14 protein-coding genes are annotated in these 11,918 nt (G+C 71.0%); 11 read left to right on the top strand and 3 right to left on the bottom strand.

The window, feature by feature from the left end:
• Positions 1–115 precede the first annotated feature (115 nt).
• Genes QPJ90_RS07805 through QPJ90_RS07775 form a run of 7 tightly spaced genes read left to right on the top strand, consistent with a single transcriptional unit; the run spans position 116 to position 6,382 of the window.
• Entirely contained in the window at positions 116–1,114 is a 999-nt protein-coding gene (locus QPJ90_RS07805; protein ID WP_290133854.1) for a LacI family DNA-binding transcriptional regulator, read from the top strand.
• An 11-nt stretch (positions 1,115–1,125) separates the two neighbouring features.
• Positions 1,126–2,106, top strand: a complete 981-nt coding sequence (locus QPJ90_RS07800; protein ID WP_290133853.1) for a phosphotransferase — start codon at positions 1,126–1,128, stop codon at positions 2,104–2,106.
• A 54-nt stretch (positions 2,107–2,160) separates the two neighbouring features.
• Positions 2,161–2,706: a sigma-70 family RNA polymerase sigma factor gene (locus QPJ90_RS07795; RefSeq protein ID WP_290133852.1), complete on the top strand. Its 546-nt coding sequence runs from the start codon at positions 2,161–2,163 to the stop codon at positions 2,704–2,706.
• A complete protein-coding gene (locus QPJ90_RS07790; RefSeq protein ID WP_290133851.1) occupies positions 2,699–3,772 on the top strand; it encodes a CU044_5270 family protein in 1,074 nt (357 codons plus the stop codon). Before QPJ90_RS07795 ends, QPJ90_RS07790 begins: the two co-directional genes overlap by 8 nt.
• A gap of 43 nt (positions 3,773–3,815) precedes the next feature.
• Positions 3,816–5,222, top strand: a complete 1,407-nt coding sequence (locus tag QPJ90_RS07785) for a serine hydrolase (RefSeq protein WP_290133850.1) — start codon at positions 3,816–3,818, stop codon at positions 5,220–5,222.
• Positions 5,219–5,737: a DUF664 domain-containing protein gene (locus tag QPJ90_RS07780; RefSeq protein WP_290133849.1), complete on the top strand. Its 519-nt coding sequence runs from the start codon at positions 5,219–5,221 to the stop codon at positions 5,735–5,737. The genes QPJ90_RS07785 and QPJ90_RS07780 overlap by 4 nt, the downstream gene beginning before the upstream one ends.
• Before the next feature lie 45 nt (positions 5,738–5,782).
• Complete coding sequence (locus QPJ90_RS07775; RefSeq protein WP_290133848.1) at positions 5,783–6,382, top strand: hypothetical protein; 600 nt, start codon at positions 5,783–5,785, stop codon at positions 6,380–6,382.
• Between the two features lie 140 nt (positions 6,383–6,522).
• Here the strand turns inward: QPJ90_RS07775 and QPJ90_RS07770 are convergent, their stop codons facing one another.
• Entirely contained in the window at positions 6,523–7,464 is a 942-nt protein-coding gene (locus tag QPJ90_RS07770; protein ID WP_290133847.1) for a LysR family transcriptional regulator, read from the bottom strand.
• Positions 7,465–7,583: 119 nt separating this feature from the next.
• On the opposite strand from QPJ90_RS07770, the gene QPJ90_RS07765 reads away from it, so the two are divergent.
• Both QPJ90_RS07765 and QPJ90_RS07760 read left to right on the top strand, forming a co-directional pair.
• Positions 7,584–8,573, top strand: coding sequence for a putative oxygenase MesX (locus tag QPJ90_RS07765; protein WP_290133846.1), 990 nt, complete (start codon positions 7,584–7,586; stop codon positions 8,571–8,573).
• Between the two features lie 32 nt (positions 8,574–8,605).
• Positions 8,606–9,658 carry a methionine synthase gene (locus QPJ90_RS07760; RefSeq protein WP_290133845.1) on the top strand — a complete coding sequence of 351 codons (1,053 nt, stop codon included), beginning with the start codon at positions 8,606–8,608 and terminating at the stop codon, positions 9,656–9,658.
• Positions 9,659–9,693: 35 nt separating this feature from the next.
• On the opposite strand, the gene QPJ90_RS07755 is transcribed toward QPJ90_RS07760, so the two are convergent.
• Both QPJ90_RS07755 and QPJ90_RS07750 read right to left on the bottom strand, forming a co-directional pair.
• Positions 9,694–10,206 (bottom strand): hypothetical protein, encoded by a 513-nt coding sequence (locus QPJ90_RS07755; protein ID WP_290133844.1) that lies wholly within the window; start codon positions 10,204–10,206, stop codon positions 9,694–9,696.
• A complete protein-coding gene (locus QPJ90_RS07750) occupies positions 10,203–10,895 on the bottom strand; it encodes a serine hydrolase domain-containing protein (protein ID WP_290133843.1) in 693 nt (230 codons plus the stop codon). The genes QPJ90_RS07755 and QPJ90_RS07750 overlap by 4 nt, the downstream gene beginning before the upstream one ends.
• Positions 10,896–11,090: 195 nt before the next feature.
• Here QPJ90_RS07750 and QPJ90_RS07745 point away from each other — a divergent pair, with 195 nt between their 5' ends.
• Positions 11,091–11,462, top strand: a complete 372-nt coding sequence (locus QPJ90_RS07745) for an SdpI family protein (RefSeq protein WP_290133842.1) — start codon at positions 11,091–11,093, stop codon at positions 11,460–11,462.
• A gap of 30 nt (positions 11,463–11,492) precedes the next feature.
• Entirely contained in the window at positions 11,493–11,918 is a 426-nt protein-coding gene (locus QPJ90_RS07740) for a hypothetical protein (protein ID WP_290133841.1), read from the top strand.

Raw genomic sequence — 11,918 nt, 5'->3', positions numbered from 1 at the left:
TGCTGTGTTTGCCGACGCTAGAGGGCGGTGGCCGGCGTGTCAATGCTTGACGACCGAATCGTGATGCGGCAAGGTTTGCCGAGGTGCCGTAGCATCGCACCGGAAGGAGGACGCCGTGGTCAACCGTCGAGAGGTCACGCTGGCGGACGTCGCCGCGCAGACCGGCGTGTCCGTCGGCACCGTCTCCAAGGTGCTGAACGGCCGCGGTCAGATCGCGGCGCAGACGCGAGAGCGCGTCGCCGCGGTGGCGACCGAGCTGGGGCTGAGCGTGCGCGCCGGGACCCGCACCGTGCCTCCCGGCCGGTCGTTCCTCGTCGGAGTGCTCTCGACCGACGCCTACGGACGGTTCACGATCCCGATCCTCACCGGCGCCGAGGACACCTTCGGCCCTGGCGAGGTCTCGATGCTGCTCGCCGAGAGCCGGGGCGACCCGATCCGCGAGACGCACTACGTGCAGACCTTCCTGAACCAGCGCGTCGACGGCATCGTCGTGACCGGACGCTCCAGCGACCCGCGGCCCTCCATCACCGGCCTCCTCGGGGTCCCGGCGGTGTACGCGCTCTCGCCGTCCACGGACCCGGCCGACGTGTCGATCGTGCCCGACGACGAAGCGGGGGCGGCCCGTGCGATCGACCACCTCGTCGGGACGGGACGACGGTCCATCGCCGTCGTCTCCGGAGCCCGTCGGCACACGGCGAGCAGCCACCGGGTCGAGAGCGCGAAGCGTGCGATCGCCGCGGCCGGAGCGACGCTCGCGGGCGCTGACGCGCTCTACGGTGAGTGGAGCGAGCGTTGGGGGTACGAGGCGGCGACCCGGCTGCTCGGCACGGAGTTCGACGGCGTGTTCTGCGCGAGCGACCAGATCGCGCGCGGGGTCGTCGACTGCCTGCGCGAAGCCGGGGTCGTCGTGCCCACGCAGGTCGGCGTCGTCGGGGTCGACAACTGGACCGTGGTGACGGAGGCAGCGCGCCCGAGCATCACCTCGGTCGACCTCAACCTGCGCGAGGTCGGGCGCCAGGCGGCGGACCTGCTCATGCGCATGATCCAGGGCGACGAGGTCACCGGCGGCGTCCGCACGGCCGAGTGCTTCCTCGTCCCGCGGCAGTCGACCTGATCGGCGCCGTTGTGGACCAGCCGACCGGTGCCCTCGCCGACATCCTCGCCGCCGCGGGACTGCCCACCAGCGGGCGGTTCCGGACGTCGGCCGGATGGGTGAGCCGGGCGTGGATCGGCGACGACGTCGTCGTGCGGCAGAGCACCGGCGGCGCCCGCGACGCCTACCGCCACGAAACCGCGGTCCTGGCAGCGCTGGCCGGCACGGGCGTCCCGCACGCCCGATCGATCGCGGTCGGCGAGCACCCGGACGGGCCGTGGTCCGTGACCGAGCGCCTGCCGGGCCGGACACTGCACCAGGCGTGGGGTCCGTCGGACGAGCACGGACGACGGCGGATGATCGAGAGCCTCGGCGCGGCGCTGCGCACCCTGCACCGTGTCCCCGCACCATCCCCGGCGCTGCGCCCGCCGTGGTTGGCGGATGCGTTCGCCGGTGCGGACTGGCCCGCCTACCACCCGCCGATCGTCGGAACGGCCGAGCGCCTGGCAGCCGAGGCCCTGCGGCGCGACGGGGCGGACGTCGAGGTCGTCACCGCTGCCCGGGACTGGGCGCGCGCGCACGTCGGGCTCTTCGCCGACGCCCCGCCGGTCCTCGTCCACGGGGACCTGCACCCGTCGAACGTCATGGTCGACGGCGACGAGGTCTCCGGCCTCATCGACTTCGCCGAGGCGGTCACGCAACCCGCCGACGTCGAACTCGACACGCTCCTGCGGTGGTGCGCCCACCCGGACGAGTTCCCGCCGACCCCCGGAGCGTCGACGCTCGACCCGGGGACCCTGGTCGACGTCCCACGGTGGCTCCGTGACGCGTACCCGGAACTGTTCGCCCACGAGCACGAGCGCGACCGGCTGGCGCTCCACGCGATGACGGTCGAGCTCGCGATCGCGGCACACCACCCCGAGCGTGCGGTGCAGGAGCGGGCGTTCCGGAACCTGACGGGCCTGCTCGACGGGACGAGCGATCTCGACCGGGTCCTCGGTCACGCCCAGTGAGGGACCAGCACGACGAATCCGGAACTCCGACGCGGGGATCGGGCAAGACCTACCGTGCCCAGTAGTCACCCACCGCCTGACGGGGCCGCCGAACTCGGTCGACAGTTCGACCAGCACGGCCGCCGCATCCTGCTCTACCTCGCCCGCCGGACCGACCTGCAGAGCGCCGAGGACATCCTCGGCGAGACCTTCGTGACCGCGCTCGTCCGCTGGGACTCCTTCGACCCGGACCGGCAGGACCCGCTCCCCTGGCTGTTCGGCATCGCGTCGAACCTGCTGCACCGGCACTGGAGGTCCCAGCGTCGGGCCGACCGGGCGATGTCCCGCGTGGCCGTCCCCGACCGGCTGGAGGACGAGACCGGCGACCACCTCGACGCCCAGCGCGCCGTCGCCGTCGTCGTCTGCGAGCTCGACCGCATGCGCCCGGCGGTACGCGACACGGTCTTGCTGCACGCCTGGGCCGAACTCACCTACGAGCAGATCGCAGAGGCGACCGGCGTGCCCGTCGGCACCGTCCGCTCCCGACTCAGCCGCGCCCGCACTGCCCTCCGCGCCGTGCCCGGCACCACCGACTCCCTGAACGGACCACTCCATGTCTGACGACGACCTCGACTTCCCCGCGCTCCGCCTGCTCCGTCGGGACGAGCCGTTCCCGCCCGAGGCGGTCGACGCCTCGCTCGAGCGAGCGCGTCACCGCTTCGAGACCGCTGCGAACGCGCCCACGAACCGGACCGCACCCGCGCGCCGGGCGCTGCTCGGGCGTTCCTGGCCCCCCGTCGGCCGGCTCCGGCCGGCGCTGCTCGCCGGGGCGACCGTCGTCGTGACCGGAGGCCTCGTGGTCTCCGGGATCGGGATCAGCCACTGGGCCGCGCCCGAGACGGCCGCAGCCGCGACCCTGCATGAAGCAGCGCGTGCAGCGGCAGCGGACCGCGCCCCCACCGGTACCTACACGCGTGTCTCGGAATCGGAACTGTCGCTCGCGTTCGCGACCTCGGACGGCGAGCACTACGACGAGGGCTACCTCGCTCCGACGACCACGACCACCTGGGTCCCGCAGGACGTCACCGGCACGTGGGTCCGGCGGACGTGGTCCGGGCCGGCGACCACGTTCTACGGCGGTGCGGCTGCGCGGGACGCGGCGGCGCAGGACTACGCGTCGTCGGCACATCGCGACGACCCCCTGTGGCAGCGCGCCGCGGGCGGGGACTTCACGGTCGGGGAACTCGGCGGGGAGCAGCCGGGGACGCTCATCGCCGCTGACATCGCCGGTCTCCCCCGGGACCCTGCTGCGCTCGTCCGGCGGATCGAGGCCGCCCCACGTGCGGTCGACACGACGGACGCGGAGCACGTCTTCGGCACGGTCCGGCAGCTCCTGCGGACGGGACTGGTCCCCGCCGACCTCCGCGCGACCGTGTACGAGACGTTGGCCAGCCTGCCCGACATCGTGGTCACCGAGCGACAGACATCACTCGACGGTCGTCAGGGCACTGCCTTCGGGCTGCGCGCAGCGTCGGGAAAGGAACGCCAGGAGATCATCATCGCCCCGTCGGACGGCACCTACCTCGGCGAGCGCACCCTGCAGACCGAGCGGGTCGGTGACGTGCCGGCGGGTGCCGTGATCGACTCGGTGTCCGTCCGGTCCGAGGCGGTGGACGAGCGGCCGTGAGCCGCGGCACGAGTGACCGGGCATCTCGGGTAGCGTCCCGAGCATGGCCCCGATCAGCTGCTCGTTCTGCAGCGCCATCGCCTCCGACGGCTTCGACATCATCGCGGCAGCCGATGCCGTGATCGTCGTGGCCGACCGACAGCCGATCAACCGCGGCCACCTGCTGGTGCTCCCGCTCCGCCACGCGCCCGACCTCGCGTCCCTCACCACGGACGAGGTCGTCGAGATGGCGGTCCTCGCGCAACGAGCGGACCAGGCCGTGCGGACCGTCTTCGGCGCGACGACGACCGGCACGAACCTCCTCATGTCGAACGGCGTCACCGCCGACCAGGGGGTGCCGCACGCGCACCTCCACCTGATCCCCCGGCAGGAGGGCGACGGGTACGAGTTCCGCGAGGACCGCAGCCGGTACCCGCTCCCCCCGCTCACCGACCGGGAGCGTGAGGAACTCCAGCAGCGCATCGGGACAGACCCGTCCCACGCACCACGCACGACCCCGCATCGCGCCTGGTCCGGGACGATGCTCGTCGCCCACGGAGCGGAACCGGTCGTCGAGCGGGTCGTGGGGAACACCGCCGGACCGGACTCACCACCGATCACTCTCGGCACCAGGTTCCAGGCAGGGTCGATCAGCAAGCAGCTCATGTCCGTCGTCGCACTCGACCTCGTCGCCCGCGGACGCCTCGCGCTCGACCAACCGATCGCCGAGCACCTGCCCGACATCCCCGGACACCTGCGGACGGTGACACTGCACCACCTCCTCAGCCACACCTCCGGGCTCGGGCACTGGGACAGCCTGGACGGCGTGCCGCCCCTGCTCGCCGTCCCGCCGTCGCACGAGGAACTCGTCCGGCTGACCCTGACCGCGGAACCCGACGCCGCGCCCGGTGATCGGTTCCGGTACAGCGGACCGGGCTTCCTCCTCGTCGCGCTCGTCATCGAAGCGGTGGCCGGACGCCAGTACGCGGACGTCCTCGACGACGTGGTGCTCGAACCCGCCGGGATGCACGACACGACCTCGGGGCAGTTCCCGCGTCACGGAGCGGCCGGCGGACACGTCGACGGCCGGACGATCGCCGTCGAGGAGGGCTTCGCCGACCTCCCCGGAACCGGCGACCTGTGGACGACGGCCAGCGACCTGCTCCGGTACGGCCGAGCCCTGCGGTCCGGGCAGCTCATCCCCCACGCCCTGGTCGCGGAGATGCTGTCCCCACAGGCGGTCCTCGAGCCGCCGGACCCCGTCGACCGACCGCTCTCGGCGACGGCGTACGGCTACGGCACCTTCCTCGGGCAGGTGCTCGGCGACGACGGCTGGTTCGTGCCAGGGGACAACCCCGGCTTCCAGTCCCTGCTCGCCGCCGTGCCGGACTCGGACACCGAGATCGTGGTCCTGAGCAACGACGCGAGCGGTGTCGAAGCCGCGCTCCACGAATGGGACGAGACGCGATGACCGACCCGAAAGACCTCCTGCTCGACACCCTGCGTGCCCAGCGGCGCCGCGTCCTCAGCACCCTCGAAGGCCTCCCCGACGGGGCGTTGACAAGCTCCGCTGTCCCGTCGGGCTGGGCCCCGCTCGGCATGGTCCGCCACCTGACCTCCGACGTCGAGCGGTTCTGGTTCCAGGGGGTCGTCGCGGGCGAGGCGCTCGACCTCCCGACCGACGACGAGGTGTGGCACCCGTCACCGTTCCCGAGCCGCCAGCAGATCCTCGACGACTACGCGGCCGCCGCGGCACGCTCCGACCGCGTCATCGAGTACACGGCGCTCGACGCGCGCCCCTCGTCACGGGCCCTGGCGCTCTACCCCTGGGCGCCGGACCGCTCCCTCCTCGAGACCGTCCTGCACGTCATCACCGAGACCGCCACGCACGCCGGCCACCTCGACGTCGCGCGGGAGCTCGTCGACGGCCACCAGCACCTCGTCCTCACCGAGTTCACCGATCGAAGCGACACCCCGACCCCGTGACCGATGCGCGCCCGGCCGGCACGAGGACGCCTGTACCGTGTCGGCATGCGACGCCGCCACGACCCGTCCGTCGACCGGTGGGCACCCCTGCCGGTCGCCGACGTCAGTGATCTCATCGCAGACGGTCGCGCATGGCTCTCCGGCGGAGTCGCCCTCGATGTGCTGCTCGGGTACGAGTCCCGCGCGCACGGCGATGTCGACGTCAGCGTCACCGCAGAGGACTTCCCCGACTTCGTCGCGACGCTCCCCGACTGGCTGCACCGCTTCGCAGCGCAGTCCGGGATGCTCACGCCGCTCGACGAGGCGCCCGACCACGAGCCGTTGGTCAACGTGTGGTGCCTCGACAGCCGGTCAGGATCGTGGTGTCTGCAGATCAACCTCGAGGACGGTGACGAGCACGCGTGGCGCTACCGGCGGGAGCCGACCATCGACCGCGCCTGGGCGTCCGCCGTCCTGAACGTACAGGGGATGCGGGTCGTGGGCCCCGAAGTACAACTGCTCTGGAAGTCAGCTGCTCCGCTTGCGAAGGACGACGCGGACCGGGCGGCGGTGACCCCGCTGCTCGACGACGAGGCGCGCGACTGGCTCGACGCGGCGATCCGCCGCGCGCATCCGACGTCGCCTTGGCGAGACCTGTTCCGCTGACCGTCGCGGCAGGGCCCGAGGTGACCGGCCTGGAGGCGCGACCTGCCTTGTGAGGGCGGGTCGCGCCTCCAGGCCGGTCACCGCGACAGCGGTCGACGCGCGACCGCCAGCTGTCGCGACCCGCCCACCCGCCTACCCGCCTACCCGAGTGGCTCGACCCCGTAGCTGGTGACCACCGCGCGCAGCTCGTCGAGGTAGGTCTGCGCCTGCACCGTGAGCGGGACAGAGGCGTGCGCGATCCAGCCGATCTCGATGCGCTCGTCGACGTCGAGCGGGATGGCGACGATCTCGGGGTCGAGGTCGTCGCTGATGAGGCCGGTGGAGATCGTGTAGCCACTGAGGCCGATCATGAGGTTGAAGATGGTCGCACGGTCCGACACCCGGATCTCCCGCTTGCTCGACATCGTGGAGAGAATCTCCTCGGCGAGGTAGAAGGAGTTGTTCGCGCCCTGGTCGAACGTGAGCCGCGGCAGGTCGGCCAGGTCGTCGAGGGTCGCGCGCTCCCGGGCGGCGATCGGGTTCCGACGGGCGACGAAGATGTGCGGCTGCGCGACGAACAGCGGGGTGAACACGACCCCGGCGTCCCGGAAGAGCTTGCCGAGCACCTGTCGGTTGAAGTCGTTGCGGTAGAGGATGCCGACCTCGCTGCGGAGTGTGCGGACGTCCTCGATGATGTCCCACGTGCGGGTCTCACGGAGGGAGAACTCGTACTCGTCCGCTGCCGCCCCCTCGACCATGCGGACGAAGGCCTCGACGGCGAACGAGTAGTGCTGCGCGCTCACCCCGAGCAGCCGACGTGATGCCTGCCGGCCGACGTAGCGCTGTTCGAGGAGCGACACCTGCTCGACGACCTGTCGGGCGTACCCGAGGAACTCGACCCCGTCGACGGTGAGCACGACGCCGCGTGCCGACCGGGTGAAGAGCGGGCGCCCGATCCGCGCCTCGAGGTCCTTCATCGCCGCGGACATCGTCGGCTGCGACACGTAGAGCAGGTCGGCGGCTGCGCTGATGGACCCCTCGGACGCGACCTCGATGAAGTAGCGCAGCTGCTGGAGGGTGATGTCGTTCGCAACCCGGGCCATAGGCAGAGGCTATACCGCCGCATAGCGTCTCCGTATTACCTGATGACCCGTGGTTCCGGTCATGATCGAGGAACCCCTTCCCAGTGCCTCCGGGCCGCTCAGCAGACGGATGGCTCACCATGACGGACGACCTCACCTTCAGCATCACCAGGACCCGGTTCGACGAGGACTACTCCCCCTCCGACAGCTCCCGGTTGACGACGAACTTCGCGAACCTCGCGCGCGGTGAACGGCGGCAGGAGAACCTCCGCAACGCGCTCGGGATGATCGACGGGCGGCTGAACGAGCTGGCCGGCGCCGCTGGGTCGTCTGCGGTGTCGAGCGCGACCAGTGACCGGTACCGTGCCGAGCTCGACATCGTGTCGGTGTCGATGGAGTTCGTCGACGAGGGCGCTGCGGAGCGCTTCCCGCTGCTCGAGATGCTCGACGTCACGATCGTCGACCAGCACACCGGTGAGCGCCACCACGGGATCCTCGGCAACAACTTCTCGTCGTACCTCCGCGACTACGACTTCTCGGTGCTGCTGCCGTCACTGCCGTCGCTGCCGTCCGACTTCGGTGTGTTGCACGGGGTCCTCTTCCAGCGATTCCTCTCGTCGTCGGCGTTCGGTTCCCGGTTCACGACGGAGCCCGTCGTCTGCATCAGCGTCTCGACGAGCCAGACCTACCGGCAGACGGGGTTCGTCCACCCGGTCCTCGGCGCCGAGTACGACCACGAGCACTCCTCGCTCACCGACGACTACTTCGGCCGGATGGGCATGCGGGTCCGGTACTTCCAGCCCGCCGGAGCCTCGGCCCCGCTCGCGTTCTACTCGCGCGGCGACCTGACCGCGGACTACTCCGACCTCCAGCTCATCGGCACCATCGCCACGATGGAGACGTTCCAGAAGATCTACCGCCCGGAGATCTACAACGCGAACACCCCCGCCGGCGCGATCTACCGCCCGACCCTCGAGCACACGGACTTCACGGTGCCGCCGGTCACGTACGACCGTGAGGAGCGCAGCCGCCTCGGCGTCACCCAGGGCCGGTGGACCGAGGAGCACCTCGTGACACCGCACCGCGCGCTGCTCGCCCGGTTCGCCGCCGACGCCGCCGTCGCTCTCTGACTTCCCTCTTCCCCGACAGGACCCGCACTCGCATGACGTCTCTCCTCCCCACCTCCATCGTCGGCAGCCTGCCGAAGCCGTCCTGGCTCGCCGAGCCCGAGAAGCTGTGGTCCCCCTGGCTGTTGGAGGGCGACGCCCTGGCCGAGGGCAAGCAGGACGCGCTGCGCTCCGCCGTGCACGAGCAGGTGCGCAGCGGGATCGACATCGTCAGCGACGGCGAGCAGACGCGGCAGCACTTCGTCACGACGTTCATCGAGCACCTCGACGGCATCGACCAGCAGCGCAAGGAGACCGTCCGGATCCGCGACCGGTACGACGCGGCGGTCCCCACGGTCGTCGGCGCGGTCAGCCGCCCGAAGTCGGTCTTCGTGGACGACGCCAGGTTCCTGCGCGCCCAGACCGACCGGCCGATCAAGTGGGCGCTCCCCGGCCCGATGACCATGATCGACACCCTCTCCGACCAGCACTACAAGTCGCGCGAGAAGCTGGCGTGGGAGTTCGCCACGATCCTCAACCAGGAGGCACTGGAGCTCCAGGCCGCCGGCGTCGACGTCATCCAGTTCGACGAGCCCGCCTTCACCGTCTTCCACGACGAGGTGCAGGACTGGGGCGTCGCCGCGCTCGAACGTGCCGCCGAGGGCCTGCACACCGCCGAGACGGCCGTGCACATCTGCTACGGCTACGGCATCGAGGCGAACAACCGGTGGAAGGAGACACTCGGGGCCGAGTGGCGGCAGTACGAGCAGTCGTTCCCGCTCCTCCAGCAGTCCTCGATCGACATCGTCTCCCTCGAGTGCATCCACTCCCACGTGCCGCTCGACCTCGTCGAACTCATCCGCGGGAAGAAGGTCATGCTCGGCGCGATCGACGTCGCCACCGAGACCGTCGAGACGCCGGACGAGGTCGCCGAGGTGCTGCGGCGGGCGCTCGAGTTCGTCGACGCGGACAAGCTCATCCCGAGCTCGAACTGCGGGATGGCGCCGCTGGCGCGGAGTGCTGCGCTCGCGAAGCTCGGGGCGCTGTCCGCCGGGGCGGACATCGTGCGGGCCGAGCTGGTGGGCGCGGCCGTGCCGGCCGGCCGCTAGCACGACGCGTCGCGCTCGTCGCGTCGGCCGTTCGGTCAGCTTGCAGAGCGGCCGGGAGGCGCGGCTGCTGCCCGGCGGTGACGGCGCGCTGGTCCTGGCGCCACGTCGTCATCCCCACCGGCCGCTCCGAACGCCCAGTACGGGACGCCTGTCCACACCGGGGCCGCGAGCATGAGCCACCACGCTGCCGGCCCCAACGTCGACGAGGCCAGCCCCACCAGGATCACCCAGCTGACGGCGAGCACGGCGACGAAGCCGGCGGTGACCGCGCACGCAACGCGCGCCTTGCGTCGGTCCTCGGCGAGTGCAGCCATCGCCGAAGCCGCGAGGAACACCGCCAGCAGCGCACCGACGACGATCGCCGCCGCTGACGGGTCTTCGTACCCGCTCGGCTCGCCGTCCGGGCCGAACGTCGTGGCGATCCGGGCGGGTAGCCGGCCCCACCAGGCGCACGTGACCGCGCCGGCGCCGGCCATGGGAAGCGCCGCCGCGACGATCGCGAGGACGGTGCGGCGCGAACGGCCAACGGCGCGCCGTCGTCGCGTCATGCTGCGAGCTCCTGCTGGATGAGTGCCGTGGCAATTCCATCGGCGGCGTGCGGGGCCTTCGCGAGCGCGTGGACCACCGCGGTGATCCCTCGAACGTTCACGATGGACGCCCCGGCCGCCCGGACCTCTCCGTTGATCCACGTCGTTGCTCCTTCACGCCGCCAGCTCACCGACCGCAGCCGGTCCGGGCCGGACTCCAGCACCCAGTCGGCGTAGCGGCAGAGGTCCTCGAACGTCGACCACATCCCGCCAGCAGCTGCGAACGACGAGTTGCCGAGATCCCAGGGCCGCACGGGACGCCCGAACAACTTCGGGACGGCGCGCTCGGTCGACGGAGGCGCCAGCGTTGCCGACCTCACTCCTGCAGGCTCGAGGACGTGCTCCCGAGCAGCGGACCAATCGCCGTGCACCCTGTCGAGGACCGCTCCGAGGACGGCGTACCCGAGGTTCGAATACACGTACTGGCCACGATGGCCGGCCGATACCACGAGCGCCAGGTCCAGCGGCACGCCGACGGCGTCGTGGTACGGATCGCCGAAGACTCGATCCCGCATCCTTGCCGGCAGCCGAGGCAGTCCCGACGTGTGGTGCACGAGGTCAGCAACGGTCATGTCGGGATCGGGCACGTCGGGCAGGTAGTGCACGACCGGCTGTTCGACATCGAGCGTGAGCACGGCCGTCGTGCCCACGACCCCCCTTGGTGATGCTTCCCCACTCGATCAGCGACGCATCAGCGTAGGGCCCGCGGGGCTCGCGGACCACACGCCATCCGTCGGCCGTCCGGAGACTCGCACGCCGAAATCCAGAGGCATCGAACGGACTTCGCATCGTGCTCCTCCTCGGGAAGTTGACTGCTCAATGGTGAAACATTACCGTTCAACACCATGGGAGGAGCAATGGTGTTCGCGTTGTCGCTCGAGATCGGCGCAGCCGCCCTGGTGACCTGGCTGACCTGGCGCGGTGCCACCGGAACACTCGCCCGGAACGATCTCGCGGGCGTCCGGACGCGGCTGACGATGTCCAGCGACGCCGCTTGGCGCATCGGCCACCGCGCAGCGCTGCGGCCGACCGTGATCGCCGGAGCCACCAGCGTGCTGTGGTGCCTGGTCAGCATCGCCATCCCGGTGCTGCGACACCCGATATCGGTGCTCCTGGCCGCGGCGGTCCTGCTCGTCGGAGTACTCCTGTCCATCCCCGCTGCGCACCGCGCCGTCCGCCGCGGTTCGTCCTGCGACGAACCGCTCTCGTCTCCCTGAAGCATCAGGCGTACGGCGTTGACTACGCCCATGATCTCCAAGAGCCTCATCCACCGGGTCGAGAGCGCGACGGTCCGTGATCGCAGCGGTGCGTCGATCGGCAAGGTGACACAGGTGTTCCCCTCCGATGAGGACGGAAGCGCCGCCTACGTCAGCGTCGCAACGGGGGTGCTCGGGAGGCACCAGGCCCTGATCCCGGTGGAGGACGCCACCCTCGACGGCACGGACCTGCACGTCGGGTACACCAAGGAGGCGATCAAGGATGCGCCGGTCCTCGGAACCGGACACACTCTTTCCCTGGTCGAAGCGAATGCTGTTCGCAAGCACTACGGACTGTCCGCCGTCGGCGCAGCAACTGGAGACATGGGCGACCCGCACGAGAACCTCGATGAGGCCGGGACCGGTCCGGCTGGCTCAGACGACACCGAGGGCGCCGGGACAACGCCGCCGGAGTGA

It is taken from the genome of Curtobacterium sp. 458, assembly GCF_030406605.1.
Taxonomy (GTDB): domain Bacteria; phylum Actinomycetota; class Actinomycetes; order Actinomycetales; family Microbacteriaceae; genus Curtobacterium.
Note: the sequence above shows the minus strand (reverse complement) of the source record. Positions and strands in the feature narration are given on the sequence as shown.